Origin of the sequence: Frigoribacterium sp. PhB160, assembly GCF_003751785.1 — a bacterium.
In the GTDB taxonomy this organism is placed as follows: Bacteria; Actinomycetota; Actinomycetes; order Actinomycetales; family Microbacteriaceae; genus Frigoribacterium.
Window position 1 is genome coordinate 558,144 of sequence record NZ_RKIE01000003.1, and the last position, 14,160, is coordinate 572,303.

Here is a 14,160-nt window from a genome sequence, read left to right on the forward strand (position 1 = left end):
AGAATTCCCCGAGGCCCGCGACCGGGCCGCCGACGGGGGTGGAGCGCGTGGTGCGAGGCTGGCCGGGGCGACGCCCCGACGAGGAGGCGCCTCCCGCGTCCGCGGACGCACCCGGCCCCGCTGCCCGCCACGGTCGCCTGCCGCGGCACCCCGCGTGGCTGACGGCTCTCGAGGGCGGCGCGGTCGTCGTGGGCGTCGTGCTCGTGAGCTCGGTGTCGATCGCGGCCTGGGCGACCTGGGACGTGGCACGGCAGATCCAGGGCAACTCGGTCGACCTGACCGCCAACGACGGCGGCGACGCGACCCCGCTGCCCGCCGTCGACGAGCTCGAGGGCGGGTTCAACGTCCTGTTCGTCGGCGCCGACAACGAGGAGGGCCAGGACCAGGCCGCCTTCGGCCAGCGCGACGCGACCCTCAACGACTTCAACCTGCTGCTGCACGTCTCGGCCGACCACACCAACGCGACCGCCGTGAGCATCCCGCGCGACCTGATCGTCGCCCACCCGGAGTGCACCGACCCCGTGACCGGCGAGACGTCCGCCGCGCGGTCGGCGGCGCCGATGAACACGGCGATGGCGCGCGGCGGCCTCGCCTGCGTCGCCGACACGGTCGAGTCGCTGACCGGCCTCGACGTGCCCTACGCGGCCGTGCTGACGTTCGCGGGCGTGCGGGGCATCAGCGACGCGATCGGCGGGGTCGACGTCTGCCTCGCCGACCCGGTGCGCGACCCCGACTCGGGCCTCGACCTGGAGGCGGGGGTCCAGACCCTGAGCGGCGACGACGCCCTGAAGTTCCTGCGCACGCGGTACGGCGTGGGCGACGGCAGCGATCTGGCGCGCATCTCGGGGCAGCAGGCGTACCTCTCGTCGCTGCTGCGCAAGGTCAAGTCGGACGGCACCCTGACGAGCATCCCGACGCTGTACTCGCTGGCGAACGTCGCGGCGAAGACGATCACGCTGTCGTCGTCGCTGACGGACGTCGACCAGATGATCGCGATGGCGCGGGTGTTCCGCGACATGGACCTCGCCGCGGTCACGTTCGTGCAGTACCCGGGCACGACGGAGGATCCGTCCTACCCCGGCAAGGTCGTGCCGATCACGTCGCAGGCCGACGTGCTCATGGCGAAGCTCGCGGCCGACGAGCCCGTGGTGCTGGCCGGCGACTCGACCGGTCTCGGCACCACGCTCGACCCCGCCGCCACGGCGCCGCCGGCCACGCCGGGCGACCCGGCCGCGCCCGACGCGTCGGCCGACCCGTCTGCCGACCCGACGCTGCCGGGCACGCCCGCCGAGTCCGGCGCACCCGCGCCGAGCGACCCGGCCGCCGAGCCGCTCGAGGGCCTCTCCGGCCAGTCGGCCGCCCAGCAGACCTGCTCCGTCGGCTACGGCCGCGGCTGAGGCACGGTCCAGGCGCGACGGCCCCGCCGCACCACCCCGTCCCCGGCGACGGCCGCGAGAGGACCGCCCGCATCCCACCCGCCGGCACGCCGCGACGCCACGGCCGGGGCGACTACCGTCGCCCCCGTGAGCCGACCCGACGACGACGTCCCGCCGCCGTCGGCGCCCGCGCCCGACCCCGGCCCCGATCCCTGCCGACCGCTCCCTGCCCCGCGGCTGGACCCGCATCGGGCGGCGACGCCGGTGGACCATGGGGGCCGGCGTCAGCACCCTCAGCGTCTTCGTCGAGTCGCCGGCCGCTCCCGGCCAGCCCCTGCCCGCCTCGTGGTGAGCACCCGCCGGAGGCGCGCCTCACCCCCCGAGAGGACCCACCCGTGACCGAGACCCAGACCGCCGCCCTGATCTTCTCCCCGCTGTTCGTGGTCTTCGGGGTGTGCTTCGTCGTCTTCCGGCAGCACATCTCCGATGCTGCCCGTCGGCACCGCCGCGAACAGGGCGTCTACGTCGGCCCGCACACGCAGACGCCCGGCCTGATGATGATCGGGGGCGCCGTCATCGCGCTGGCAGGCCTCGGCTTCGGCATCGCCGCGCTCACCGGCGCCGTCGCCTGACCGGGCGCGCCCCGCGCCTCTGCCCGCGCCGCACCCCCGGACCCGCACCACACCCCCTGTCCCGACGGTGCAACGCCGGACCGACGGTGCAACGCGACCCGACGGCGCGGCGCGGCGCGGCGCCGCGCGGCGGCGCCCACCCCACTACGGGGGCACGCCCTTACGTGACCCCGTCGCGCGCCGATAGAGCGCCCTGAGCACGGAACGCTCGACACCCCGGCCACGGATCGGCCCCTCGACCACTCGCACCTGGAACAGGCATGCCCCTCGAATCCGTGACCCAAGCGGCGCTGCAGAGCGCGCTCGACGGCCTCTCGCTGCGCCAGAAGACGATCGCGAACAACATCGCGAACGTCAACACCCCCGGCTACCAGGCCAAGCGGGTGCAGTTCGAGGAGGCGCTCGGCCGCTCCGTCGAGCAGGGCAGCGGGGCCGTGAACGCCACCACGCAGCGCAGCCTCGAGCCCACGCGCCTCGACGGCAACAACGTCAACCTCGACACCGAGACGCTCTCGAACGTCGACACCGTGCTGCGGTACCAGTTCGCGACGCAGGCGATGAACTCCGAGCTGACGGCCGTCCGCGCCGCGTTCCGGACCAGCTGATGCCCGCCTTCGACGCGATCGGCATCGCGAGCACCGGCCTCACCGTGCACCGCAAGTGGCTCGACGCCGTCTCCGACAACATCGCCAACGTCAACACCGTCAAGAGCATGGACGACACCGCCTTCCAGGCGCGCTACGTCGAGGTGCAGGAGGGCGACGGCACGACCGGAGTCTTCGTCAAGGCCGACCGCTACGGCAGCGAGGCCGGCCGCGTCACCTACCTGCCCGACCACCCGCTCGCCGACGCCGAGGGCTACGTGCGCATGCCCGACATCGACCTCGGAGCCCAGATGGGCGACCTCATCATGGCGCAGCGCGGCTACCAGGCCAACGCCGCTGTCGTCGACCGTGCCAAGACGGCCTACGAGGCCGCACTCCAGATCGGACGTGGCTGATGCCCCTCTCAGGAATCCCGGCGATCGGCGCCGTCCAGCAGTCGGGCTACGCCGACGTCAGCTCGCTCACGAGGGCCGGAGGCGCGTCCGACGTCACCGGCACGACCACCGCGCCCAGCGCCTCCGGATCGACCTTCGGCGCCTCGATGGCCGGTGCCGTCGAGGGCCTGCAGCAGCTGCAGGGCGAGGCCAAGACGCTCGCCGTCAAGGCCGTCACCGGCGACCTCACCGACATCCACGACGCCACGATCGCGGCCACGCGTGCCCAGGTCACGCTCGAGCTCGTCAGCGCCGTCCGCAACAAGGGCGTCGACGCCTTCAACGAGATCATGAGGATGCAGGCCTGATGCCCAGCGCGCTGAAGAACTCCCTCGACCGCATGCGGTCGACCCTGGCCGGCTTCTCGATCGCCCAGAAGACCATCGCGGTGATCCTGCTCGCGGCCCTCGTGCTCGGCTCGGTCGCGCTCGTCAGCTGGCTGACCAAGCCGACCTACACGCCGCTGTTCAGCGGCATCGACCCGGTCGACGCCAGCGCCATCGTCGAGCAGCTCAAGGCCGACGGCGTCCCGTACCAGCTGACCGCGGGCGGCCAGACGATCCTCGTGCCCGAGGCGAACGTCTACCAGGAGCGCCTCACGGCCGCCGCGGCGGGCCTGCCCTCGACGGGCGGCGACGGCGGCTACTCGCTGCTCGACACGATGGGCGTCACCTCGTCCGAGTTCCAGCAGGACGTCACCTACAAGCGCGCCATCGAGGGCGAGCTCGCGAAGACGATCATGGCGATGGACGGCGTGAAGACCGCCAGCGTCCAGCTCGCGATCCCGGAGGAGAGCGTCTTCGTCTCCGAGCAGGCCGACCCGACCGCGTCCGTCTTCGTCGAGACGCAGGGCGGAGCGACCCTCACCGACAAGCAGGTGCAGGCCATCGTCAACCTGACCAGCGCCTCCGTCGAGGGCATGGCGACGACCGACGTCGCCGTGACCGACGCCGCGGGCACCGTGCTGTCGCAGGTCGGCACCGGAGCCGTGGGAGGCGCGACCGGCCAGGCGGGCGACTACGAGTCCAAGGTCCAGGCCTCGGTGCAGTCGATGCTCGACAAGGTCGTCGGCGCGGGCAACTCGTCCGTCGTGGTCGCGGCCGACCTCGACCAGAACTCCGGCACCCGCGTCACGGAGTCGTTCTCGGCCCCGACGAGCGGCCCGATCGCCCTCAACGAGTCGAGCACCACCGAGCAGTACGGCGCGGGCGGCGCCGGTGCCGACGGCACCGGGTCGACGGGCGTGCTCGGCCCCGACAACATCGCCGTGCCGAACGGCACCACGACGGCCGCCGACGGCTCGAGCACCACGACCGGCGGCGACGACGGCTACGTCAACGAGTCGGCGACGAAGAACAACGCGGTCGACAAGACGACCGAGACGATGAGCGTCCCGGCCGGCACGGTCAGCCGCCAGACGATCTCCGTCGCGATCGACGCCGGGGTCGGCGGCAACGTCAACCTGCAGAGCATCAACGACCTCGTCTCGAACGCCGCCGGCGTCGACACCGCCCGCGGCGACGCGGTCGAGGTCGCCCTGGTGAACTTCGACACGTCGGGCGCCGAGGCCGCGAAGGCCGCGCTCGCCGAGGCCGACAAGGCAGCCGCCGCCGAGCAGATGTGGAACACCATCCGCACCGTCGGCTCGATCGCCGCCGTGGCGATCGCCGCGATCATCGGCTTCATCGTGCTGGCGAAGCGCAGCCGCCGCCAGGCCCGTGAGGACGTCGACCTCGGCGAGCTCCGCGCCGGCAACGCCGCGCAGACCTGGGACGCGACGATGCCGCTCGACATCGGCGACTCGGCCTCCCGCCGCATGCTCGTCGACGACACGGCCACGCGCCTGCCGGTCGACGCGCCCGAGCCCTCGCCCGAGTTCGTCTCGGCCGAGCGCAAGCGAGCCGAGATCGACGCCATGGCGGAGCGCGACCCCGAGAAGACCGCCGAGCTCCTCCGCGGCCTGATGGACCAGAAGGCCGGAGCGTGAGCCTCGTCCCCGCCGCCGGCCCGGGCTCGGGCGCGGTGGCCCTGGGCGCCTCGGGTGCCGGGGGCGGCGTGGGCGTCGCGGGCGGCGCCTCCTCGTTGACCGGCGCCCAGAAGGTCGCCGTGATCCTCATGCAGATGGAGCAGCAGCGCGCGGCCACCGTCATGAAGCAGTTCAGCGAGGAGGAGGCGGAGGAGATCACCGCCGAGATCGTCCGCCTGCGCCGGGTCGACCCGTCCATCGCCGAGTCGGCCGTCGCCGAGTTCCACGACCTCACGACGAGCGGGCGCTACCAGCGTCGCGGCGGCCACGACGTCGCCGTCGGGCTGCTCGAGGCGTCGTTCGGCTCGGAGCGGGCCGCGGGCGTCATGGAGCGCCTCGCGTCGAACGCGATGGGCAAGAGCTTCGAGTTCCTCGACGAGGCCGACCCCGGGCAGGTCATCACCCTGCTCGAGGGCGAGCTGCCGCAGACGATCGCCCTCGTGCTCGCGCACCTGCGGTCGCAGCAGGCGTCGGCCGTGCTGGCCGGCCTCGACCCCGACGTCCGCACCGACGTCGCCCAGGCCATCGCCACGATGGGCACGGCGACCCCGGAGGCCGTCGGCATCGTCGCCACCACCCTCAAGGTGCGGGCCGGCGCCGTCGTCGCGCCGCGCGAGCAGGTCGAGGTCGTCGGCGGCATCCAGCCCCTCGTCGACATCATCAACCGCAGCGACAGCGCCACCGAGCGCGCCCTGCTCGACGGGCTCGACGCCCGCGACCCGGTGCTCGCCGAGGAGGTGCGCTCACGCATGCTCACCTTCGAGGACATCGTCAAGCTCGAGTCGCGCGACATCCAGCAGGTGCTGCGCGGCATCGACGCCGCCGTGCTCGCGACCGCCATGAAGGGCGCGCTCGCCGCCGTGACCGAGGTCATCCGCGGCAACGTGTCGGAGCGCAACCGCGAGCTGCTCGACGACGAGATCAAGGCCATGGGCCCGGTGCGCAAGTCGCAGGTCGAGGAGGCGCGGGCCGAGGTCGTCCGCGCCATCCGCGAGCTCGAGGCCCAGGGCGCCATCACGGTGCACCGCGCCGACGAGGACGCCCTCGTCGAGTAGCCCGGCGCCTGCCGTCGCCGCCCCCGTTCGGGGCAACTGCTTACGCGACCCGGCCCGCCGCCGAGAGTCGCACCTGAGCACGGATCGCTCACCCACCCCAGGCCACGGATCGGCCGCACGCCCTCTCGCCTGAACGGCCCCGTGATGCCCGATCCCGTGACGTCCCCCTCGCAGGGTGCCTTCTCGCGCGTCGTGTACCCGTCGCTCACCGGGACCCGTGCGGCCAGCACCGCCCCGACCGCGAGCAGCACCGCGAGCAGCGCTGCGACCGCGAGCGCCGCCGCGACCGCCACGCTCACGCACCCCGTCCCCTCCGCCGAGTCCGTCCGGGCCCGGGCCGAGGCGCAGGGCCACGCGGCCGGGTACGCCGTCGGGCTCCGCTCCGCCGAGGCCGAGCTGACCGCCCGCCGCGCCGCGCTCGAGGCCGAGTTCGCCGACGCCCAGGCCCGCCTGCACCAGCACGTCGCCGAGCGCGCCGTCGCCCTCGAGGCGGCCGCGCGCGCGCTCGACACCCGCACCCTGCCCCTCCTGGCCGACGCCGAGGAGGCGCTGGTCGCCACCGCCCTCGACCTCGCCTCCGCCGTGGTCGGCTACGAGATCGCGGCGTCCGAGCCCGTGGCGGGCGACGACCCGCGCGGGGGCCGCACCGCCCGCGCCGCCGTGACCCGCGCCCTCGAGGGGGTCGACCCCGCCCTCGTGCACCGCGTGCGCCTGGCGCCGTCCGACGTCGCGCACGTCGAGGAGGCGGCCCGCGCCGCCGGGCTCGTCGTCGTCGCCGACCCGCGCCTCCGTCCCGGCGACGCCGAGGCCGAGCTCGCGACCGGCCTCGTCGACGCCCGCCTGGCGACCGCCCTCGACCGGGCCCGCGAGGCACTGCTCGACGCCGCCGCCGTGCCCGACGCCGACGCCTCGACCGTCCTCGACGCGACCGGTACCCCGTACGCGGCCGGCGCCCCGCACGGCCCGGGCACCGCGGTGCCCGGCGCGACCATCGCCCTCGGCGAGGTGGCCTCGTGACGCTCACCGCGCCTCCCGCGGTCTCGCCGCGCCTCGGCAGCCGCCTCGCCGCCGCCCGCCGGGCCGCCCGTCCGCAGCGGGTCGGCCGCGTCGTCAGCGCCGTCGGCCTCGGCCTCACGATCGAGGGCCTCGACGCCGCCGTCGGCGACGTCGTCACGCTGGGCGACCGTCCCGGGGCCGACGCGCTCGCCGAGGTCGTCGCGACCGGTCCCGAGGGCGTCCGTTGCATGCCCCTCGGCCGGCTCGTCGGCGTCACGGCCGGGATGCCGGCCCGCTCGACGGGGCGCCCGCTGCTCGTGCCGACCGGCGAGGCGCTCTTCGGCCGCGTGCTCGACGGCCTCGGTCGCCCGATCGACGGCAAGGGCCCGCTGCGCGGCGCCGACGGCCGCCCGGTCGACCTCGTCACGCTCGACCACGAGACCCCCTCGGCCATGCACCGGGCCCGCATCGACACGCCCCTGCAGCTCGGCGTCCGCGTGCTCGACACGCTGACGACCGTCGGCCGCGGGCAGCGCGTCGGCCTCTTCGCCGGCTCGGGCGTCGGCAAGTCGTCGCTGCTGTCGATGATCGCCGGCGGCTCCGACGCGCAGGTCAGCGTCATCGCGCTGGTGGGGGAGCGCGGCCGCGAGGTGCGCGAGTTCCTCGAGGACGACCTCGGCCCCGAGGGCCTCGCGCGCTCGATCGTCGTCGTGTCGACGAGCGACGAGCCCGCCCTCATGCGCCTCCGGGCCGCGTTCGTCGCGACCCGCATCGCCGAGTCGTTCCGCGACCGCGGCGCCGACGTGGTGCTGATGATGGACTCGCTCACCCGCGTGGCCATGGCGCAGCGCGAGATCGGCCTGTCGGTCGGCGAGCCCCCGGCGACCCGCGGCTACCCGCCGTCGACCTTCTCGGTGCTCGCCGAGCTGCTCGAGCGCGCGGGCACCGACCGCGTCGGGTCCGTCACGGGCCTGTACACGGTGCTCGTCGACGGCGACGACCACAACGAGCCGATCGCCGACGCCGCCCGCAGCATCCTCGACGGGCACGTCGTGCTCGACCGCAAGCTGGCGGTGACCGGGCACTTCCCGTCCGTCGACGCCCTCGGCTCGGTCTCGCGCGTCGCCTCGAAGGTGACGTCGCGCGAGCAGCGCGCGGTCGCGACGGGCCTCCGCAAGGTCATGGCGGCCCGCAAGGCGGCACAGGACCTCCTCGACGTCGGCGCCTACCAGCGCGGCACGAACCCGCTCGTCGACGCCGCCGTCGACCACCAGGGCGCGATCGACGCGTTCCTGCAGCAGGGCATGGACGAGCGGGCGACCGCGCACGACTCGTGGCAGCGCCTCGTCCAGCTGACGACCCGACTCGGAGGTGCCTGATGGCCCGCACGTTCTCCCTGGTCGGGCTGCTCCGGCTCCGCCACGCCCAGCAGGACCAGGCCGCCGGCCGCCTCGCCGACGCCAACGAGCGCCTGCGCGACGCCGCCGACCGCCGCGTCGCGGCCCGCCGCACCCTCGAGGACGGCCCGGCCGAGGTCACCGACGCCGCGATGCTCAGCGCCGTCGCCGCGGCCCGCGCCTCGTCGCGCGGCATGCTCAGCGAGCTCGACGCCGTCGCCGGTCGCCGCCGCACCGAGGCCGCCGAGGCCCAGGAGGCGTTCAACGCCGCCCGCCGCGCCGCCATCGGCCTCGAGAAGCTCGAGGAGAAGCACGCCGTGATCGCCGCCGCCGAGGACCTCCGCGCCGAGCAGTCCGCCCTCGACGAGATCGCGAGCCGCACCGTGACGGCCGCGCTTCCCGCCGTCCCCTCCGCCCCCGCGGTCCGGTCCGCCGGCGCAGCCCCCGCGACGCGCTCGACCCCCGCGCCCTTCCCGTCCCCCTCGTCCCTGCCGACCCCTGGAGGCGCGTCATGAGCCCCGTGACCGACGTCCTGTCCCGCATCCAGGACATCCAGAGCCAGATGCAGGCCCTCCGCACCGGGGGAGCGTCCGCGCTCCTCGGCGGCGCGACGGGCGTGAGCTCGACGGGCTCGGCGGCCTCCGCCGGCGCGTTCGCCGACGCCCTCGCGACGAGCGGCACCGGCACGGCGACCGGCGCCGGCCTCGGCACGGGCGCGGCGAGCGCGGCCGCGGCCTCCGGCGGCCTGGCGACCACCGCCTCCACCGCTGCCGTCAAGGGCGCCGTGGCCTCGGGCAGCGGCGCCGTCGGATCCGACGTCGTCGAGGCGGCGAAGAAGTACCTCGGCGTGCCCTACGTCTTCGGCGGCGAGGACCGCACGGGCATGGACTGCTCGGGCCTCGTGCAGACCGTGTTCAAGGACCTCGGCGTGACGATGCCCCGCGTCGTGCCCGACCAGGCCGACATGGGCGCGGAGGTCGGCTCGCTGGCCGAGGCGAAGCCCGGCGACCTGCTCATCCCGAAGGGGGAGGGCCACGTCGTCATCTACCTCGGCGACGGCAAGGTGCTGCACGCGCCGCGTCCCGGCAAGGACGTGCAGATCGTGGGCAACTGGTACAAGGACTCCGACCTGGCGACGATCCGCCGCATCGTCCCCGCGACGGCCACGGCGACCGCCGGCATCGCGCCCACCACGAGCGTCGGGGCCGCGTCGTCGACGGCGTCGGTCGACCTGATGACCGCGCAGCTGCAGCGCCTGATGAGCTCGGGGGTCGCCTCGTGAGCGTCGATCGCACCCTGCCCTTCGTGATCGCCGCGCCGGCGTCGCCGTCGTCGCCCGCCCGCTCGACCGGCGCCCTCGGCGTTCCCGGCGCGGGAGCCGTCGGCTTCGGCGACGCCATGAGCGCCGCCCGCCACGACCACGCCCGCCCCGACCACGCGTCGTCGCGCCCCGAGTCGCCCGCCGCGCGTCAGGCAGCCAAGGAGGCGCGCCTCCACCGAGACGTCCTCCCCCGCCTCGCCGAGGCGGTCGCCCCCACCTCGCCCGCGGCCGCCCCCGTCGCCTCGACGAGCTCGTCCGTGGCCGCCGCCGGCGCCGCTCCCTCCGCGTCCGACCCGGCTGCCGTCGGCACCCCGGGCTCCGACGCCGGTGCCCCCGCCGCGCTGGACGCGGGTGCCGCGGCCCTCGTCGGCGGTGCGGGTGCTGCCGCCCTCGGCGGCGGTGCGGCTGCCCTCACCGACGGTCCCGCTGCCCTCACCGGCGGTGTCGCCGATCGCGGCGCGGGTGCCACCGTCCTCGCCAGCGCTGCCGCCGGACCGACGCCCGCCGCCGTGCCGCCCGTCCCCGCGACGGCCGAGCCCCTCGCCGCCCCTTCGCCCGTCTCGCCCCTCGCGGATCGCCTCACACCGTCCGACGCGCCCGGCTCTCCCGCCACCGTCGTCGCCGCCGCAGCAGCCCCGGCCGCCCCGGAGGAAGGACCGTCCTCGCTCGTCGAGGAACCCCCCGCCCCCGGCACCCCGCTCCCCGCCCCCTCGTCCGCCGCCCTCGCCGCAGGACCCGCCCTTCTCGTTCCCGTTGTCTCGCCTCCAGGCGAAACGAGCTCCCGCTCGGGCTCCGCCCGCCCTCACCCGGCATCCGCCGACTCGGTCTCCACCTCGGACTCGGCCCCCGTCGCTTCGCCCGGAGGCGGGACGACCGATCAGCCCGCACCCTCCACCGGCGCGGCCGCGGCGCTCGCCGCCACCGCCCCGTCCGCCGTCCTCGCCGCCGCTGCTGCTGGTGGAGCCGCGCCCTCGACGCCGATCTCCGCCGCCACCACGCTCGCCTCGGCGACGCTCCCGGCAGCCACCCCGGCCCTCGTCACCGCACCCGGCGGCGCAGCCACCCCCGTCACCGGGCCTGCCGCACCCGCCGCCACGACGTCCACGGCCTCAGCCCAGCCCGCTTCGCCTGCAGGCGAAGCACCCGTCCCCGGCGCACGCGGCACCGAGCCCGTCACCCTTCCCGCGCACATCTCGCCGCGAGGCGACACAAGCGCATCGCGCGCGCCTCACCCCGCGCAGACGCCCACCGCCCTCGGAGCGACGGGCCTCACCGTCGCGACCGACGACGCCACCGCCCTCCGTGACGGTGCCCTCACGTCCGGCCGCACCGCCTTCCTCGCGACGGCGACGGCGTCCGCGCCGACGACCCCCGCCACGCCCGCCCCGGCGCAGCCCGCCCCCGCCACCCCGTCCGGAGGCGCCCCCACCCCCGCGAGCACCGCCTCGGCCACCGCCCTCCCGGCCTCCGCACCGGCGGGCCCGGCCCCCACGACGGCCCCCGTCCCGACGGCCCCGGGCCCGGCGGCCCCCGTCGCCGCGGCGCCCCTGACGCCCGGCGCGCAGGCTGCGACCGCCGCGACCGCCGCCCCTGCCGCACCCGCCGCGACCGCCGCGACGAGCGCCGGAACCCCGACCGCCGGCACCCCGGGCGCCCTCGGCTCCACCACGACCGACCCCCTCTCCGACGCGGCCCCGGCCGCCGCCGCGTCCACGACCGCCCCATCCACGACCGCCGCCCCCACGGCCCTGCCCGGAGCGACCCCCGCGGTCCCGACCGCGACGCCCGCGGCGACCGCCGCCCCGGCACAGCCCGCCGCCCCGAACCAGCCCGCCCCGCTCACGCAGCAGCTGCACCGTCCGCTGTTCTCGCTCGCGGCGGCCGGCCCGGGCACGCACGTCGTCACCCTCAGCGTCAGCCCCGAGGCCCTCGGGCCGGTGACCGTCCGCGCCCACGTCGGAGCGCACGGCATGCACGTCGAGATGTTCGCCGCGTCCGACGCGGGCCGCGAGGCGGTGCGGGCGATCCTGCCCGACCTCCGCCGCGACATGGGCGGCGCCGGCGTGCCGACGAGCATCGACCTCTCCAGCCACGACCAGCCCGCCGACCCCCGCGGCGACCAGCGCGGCCTGCTCGGCGACGCCCGCGACGCGACCGGCAACGGCAGCAGCACCGGCGGCCGGGGCGCGGAGGAGGCCCTCCGAGGTCGCGGCCCGCGCCCCGGCGACGAGGCCGCCGACCTCGGGGCGGCGGGGCGGGCTTCCGGCCTACACCGCGCCTCCTCGTCCACCACCTCGATCGACGTGCTCGCCTGACCGGCCGGCCGCACCCGACCCCACCGACCCTCACCACAGAGACCAGGACCACCAGATGCCCTCGATCGACCAGATCTCCGGAACCGTCGACAAGGCCGCCCAGTTGGCGGCCATGGCGGCGAACAGCTCGGCGCGCGCGCCCAAGCAGACGATGGACAGCGAGATCTTCATGCAGCTGCTCGTCACGCAGCTGAAGAACCAGGACCCGTCGTCGCCGATGGACACGAACGCGATGATCTCGCAGACCACCCAGCTGGCGATGATGGAGCAGGTCACCAACCAGACCACCACCGCCAACGAGGGCTTCTCGCTGCAGATGCGCATCGCGGCCTCGAACATGGTCGGCAAGCAGGTCAGCTACGAGGGCCCCGACGGCAAGCCCGTCACCGGCACGGCGACCAGCGTCTCGTTCGCCGACTCCGTCCCGAAGGTCACGGTCGGCGGGAAGGAGGTCGCGTTGGATCTCATCTCCGGCATCACCGCCGCGACCACGCCGTAGGCGACCCGCACGGCCCGCACGGCCCGCACGGCCCGCACGGCCCGCCGGCCCGACCGGCACCACCAGCACCACCCACGAACTCAGCACGACCCCACAGCACCGCCCGGGAGCAGGACGCGACCGGTCAGACCCGCGCAGGACGCGCCTCCCAGGCACCGCACTGAAAGGCAGCTCTCATGCTCCGCTCCCTCTACTCCGGCATCTCCGGACTCCGCTCGCACCAGACCATGCTCGACGTCACCGGCAACAACATCGCCAACGTCAACACCGCCGGCTTCAAGGCCTCGACGACCCAGTTCCAGGACACGCTGTCGCAGATGACGCAGGGCGCCGGCGGCCCGCAGACCGGCATCGGCGGCACGAACCCCGCCCAGGTCGGCCTCGGCGTGCAGGTCGCGGGCATCTCGACGAACTTCGCGCAGGGCTCGGCGCAGGCCACCGGCAAGGCGACCGACCTGATGATCTCGGGCGACGGCTTCTTCGTCACGCGCCTCGGCAACGACACCGTGTACACGCGTGCGGGCTCGTTCGACTTCGACGCCGACGGCCGCCTCACCAGCGCCGACGGCAAGATCGTCCAGGGCTACTCGGCGACGAACGGCGTCGTCAACGACGGCGGCGCGGTCGGCGACATCAGCCTCCCCCTCAACGGCGCGGCCCCCGCGACGGCGACCACGGGCGCCAACGTCGGCGGCAACCTGCCCTCCGAGACCGCGGTCGGCGACTCGCTGACGCGCGACTCGAAGGTCTACGACGCGTTCGGCACCGAGCGCACCCTGACCCTGACCTTCACGCGCACCGACGGCGGCTGGAGCGTCCGCGGCACCGACGGCCAGGGCACCCCCGCCACGACGAACCTCACCTTCACGAACGGCACCCAGAACGGCGCCGGCTCGCTGACCGTCGGCGGCGTGACCGTCGACCTGTCGAAGGTCACCGGCTTCGCGGCGCTCAACACCGTCGCCGTCACCGAGCAGAACGGCCGCGAGGCCGGCACCCTGCAGGGCTTCTCGCTCTCGAAGGACGGCACCCTCGTCGGCCAGTTCAGCAACGGCGAGTCGCTCGCCGTCGGCCGCATCGCGCTCGCCACGTTCGCCAACCCCGGCGGCCTCGAGAAGACCGGCTCGTCGGGCTACCGCGCCACGGCCAACTCGGGCAACGCGGCCGTCGGCATCCCCGGCTCGCCCGGCGTCGGCTCGCTGTCGAGCGGCCTGCTCGAGATGAGCAACGTCGACCTCAGCCAGGAGTTCACGAACCTCATCGTCGCCCAGCGCGGCTTCCAGGCGAACGCCCGCATCATCACCACCTCCGACGAGGTGCTGCAGGAGCTCACCAACCTCAAGCGCTAGTCGCTCGAGGCCCCACCAGGAGGCGCGGGGCGGCCCCCCCCCCCCCGCCCCCCCCCCCCGCGGGCCCCCCCCCCCCCCGCCCGCCGCCCCCCCCCCCCCCGGGGGCGCCCCCCCCCGGGCCCCCCGGCCCCCCCCCCCCCCCGGGCAGCCCCCCC

At 75.5% G+C, this 14,160-nt stretch carries 14 protein-coding genes; all 14 read left to right on the forward strand.

Features of this window, described 5'->3' with window-relative positions; translation table 11 throughout:
* Window positions 1–50 precede the first annotated feature (50 nt).
* The 14 genes from EDF38_RS15590 (at window position 51) to EDF38_RS15655 (ending at window position 14,005) form a co-directional block, all read left to right on the forward strand.
* Complete coding sequence (locus EDF38_RS15590; RefSeq protein ID WP_123357099.1) at window positions 51–1,397, forward strand: LCP family protein; 1,347 nt, start codon at window positions 51–53, stop codon at window positions 1,395–1,397.
* 374 nt (window positions 1,398–1,771) lie between these two features.
* Window positions 1,772–2,008: a hypothetical protein gene (locus EDF38_RS15595; protein WP_123356960.1), complete on the forward strand. Its 237-nt coding sequence runs from the start codon at window positions 1,772–1,774 to the stop codon at window positions 2,006–2,008.
* A gap of 260 nt (window positions 2,009–2,268) precedes the next feature.
* Window positions 2,269–2,613: a flagellar basal body rod protein FlgB gene (flgB, locus tag EDF38_RS15600; protein WP_123356962.1), complete on the forward strand. Its 345-nt coding sequence runs from the start codon at window positions 2,269–2,271 to the stop codon at window positions 2,611–2,613.
* The gene (locus EDF38_RS15605) at window positions 2,613–3,008 is read left to right on the forward strand and encodes a flagellar basal body rod protein FlgC (RefSeq protein WP_123356964.1); all 396 of its coding nucleotides are present in this window, start codon (window positions 2,613–2,615) and stop codon (window positions 3,006–3,008) included. The genes flgB and EDF38_RS15605 overlap by 1 nt, the downstream gene beginning before the upstream one ends.
* Window positions 3,008–3,355 carry a flagellar hook-basal body complex protein FliE gene (gene fliE, locus EDF38_RS15610; protein WP_123356966.1) on the forward strand — a complete coding sequence of 116 codons (348 nt, stop codon included), beginning with the start codon at window positions 3,008–3,010 and terminating at the stop codon, window positions 3,353–3,355. The genes EDF38_RS15605 and fliE overlap by 1 nt, the downstream gene beginning before the upstream one ends.
* On the forward strand, window positions 3,355–5,034 hold the full coding sequence (fliF, locus tag EDF38_RS15615; protein ID WP_123356968.1) for a flagellar basal-body MS-ring/collar protein FliF: 1,680 nt from the start codon (window positions 3,355–3,357) through the stop codon (window positions 5,032–5,034). Before fliE ends, fliF begins: the two co-directional genes overlap by 1 nt.
* Before the next feature lie 68 nt (window positions 5,035–5,102).
* Entirely contained in the window at window positions 5,103–6,128 is a 1,026-nt protein-coding gene (fliG, locus tag EDF38_RS15620; protein ID WP_255409881.1) for a flagellar motor switch protein FliG, read from the forward strand.
* Between the two features lie 144 nt (window positions 6,129–6,272).
* Complete coding sequence (locus EDF38_RS15625; protein ID WP_148061525.1) at window positions 6,273–7,145, forward strand: FliH/SctL family protein; 873 nt, start codon at window positions 6,273–6,275, stop codon at window positions 7,143–7,145.
* On the forward strand, window positions 7,142–8,503 hold the full coding sequence (locus tag EDF38_RS15630; protein WP_123356972.1) for a FliI/YscN family ATPase: 1,362 nt from the start codon (window positions 7,142–7,144) through the stop codon (window positions 8,501–8,503). Before EDF38_RS15625 ends, EDF38_RS15630 begins: the two co-directional genes overlap by 4 nt.
* Window positions 8,503–9,036, forward strand: a complete 534-nt coding sequence (locus EDF38_RS15635) for a flagellar export protein FliJ (RefSeq protein WP_199734759.1) — start codon at window positions 8,503–8,505, stop codon at window positions 9,034–9,036. The genes EDF38_RS15630 and EDF38_RS15635 overlap by 1 nt, the downstream gene beginning before the upstream one ends.
* Window positions 9,033–9,803, forward strand: coding sequence for a C40 family peptidase (locus EDF38_RS16355; RefSeq protein ID WP_123356974.1), 771 nt, complete (start codon window positions 9,033–9,035; stop codon window positions 9,801–9,803). Before EDF38_RS15635 ends, EDF38_RS16355 begins: the two co-directional genes overlap by 4 nt.
* Window positions 9,800–12,157: a flagellar hook-length control protein FliK gene (locus EDF38_RS16325; protein ID WP_123356977.1), complete on the forward strand. Its 2,358-nt coding sequence runs from the start codon at window positions 9,800–9,802 to the stop codon at window positions 12,155–12,157. The genes EDF38_RS16355 and EDF38_RS16325 overlap by 4 nt, the downstream gene beginning before the upstream one ends.
* Before the next feature lie 55 nt (window positions 12,158–12,212).
* Window positions 12,213–12,656 carry a flagellar hook assembly protein FlgD gene (locus EDF38_RS15650; RefSeq protein ID WP_123356979.1) on the forward strand — a complete coding sequence of 148 codons (444 nt, stop codon included), beginning with the start codon at window positions 12,213–12,215 and terminating at the stop codon, window positions 12,654–12,656.
* 176 nt (window positions 12,657–12,832) lie between these two features.
* Complete coding sequence (locus tag EDF38_RS15655; RefSeq protein ID WP_123356981.1) at window positions 12,833–14,005, forward strand: flagellar hook protein FlgE; 1,173 nt, start codon at window positions 12,833–12,835, stop codon at window positions 14,003–14,005.
* Window positions 14,006–14,160: the final 155 nt, after the last annotated feature.

Excerpts from the sequence above, each read along its gene's own strand:
- flgB (WP_123356962.1), top strand. The coding sequence starts at position 2,269 with ATGCCCCTCGAATCCGTGACCCAAGCGGCGCTGCAGAGCGCGCTCGAC.
- EDF38_RS15605 (WP_123356964.1), top strand. The coding sequence starts at position 2,613 with ATGCCCGCCTTCGACGCGATCGGCATCGCGAGCACCGGCCTCACCGTG.
- fliE (WP_123356966.1), top strand. The coding sequence starts at position 3,008 with ATGCCCCTCTCAGGAATCCCGGCGATCGGCGCCGTCCAGCAGTCGGGC.
- fliF (WP_123356968.1), top strand. The coding sequence starts at position 3,355 with ATGCCCAGCGCGCTGAAGAACTCCCTCGACCGCATGCGGTCGACCCTG.
- EDF38_RS15625 (WP_148061525.1), top strand. The coding sequence starts at position 6,273 with ATGCCCGATCCCGTGACGTCCCCCTCGCAGGGTGCCTTCTCGCGCGTC.
- EDF38_RS15635 (WP_199734759.1), top strand. The coding sequence starts at position 8,503 with ATGGCCCGCACGTTCTCCCTGGTCGGGCTGCTCCGGCTCCGCCACGCC.
- EDF38_RS16355 (WP_123356974.1), top strand. The coding sequence starts at position 9,033 with ATGAGCCCCGTGACCGACGTCCTGTCCCGCATCCAGGACATCCAGAGC.
- EDF38_RS15650 (WP_123356979.1), top strand. The coding sequence starts at position 12,213 with ATGCCCTCGATCGACCAGATCTCCGGAACCGTCGACAAGGCCGCCCAG.
- EDF38_RS15655 (WP_123356981.1), top strand. The coding sequence starts at position 12,833 with ATGCTCCGCTCCCTCTACTCCGGCATCTCCGGACTCCGCTCGCACCAG.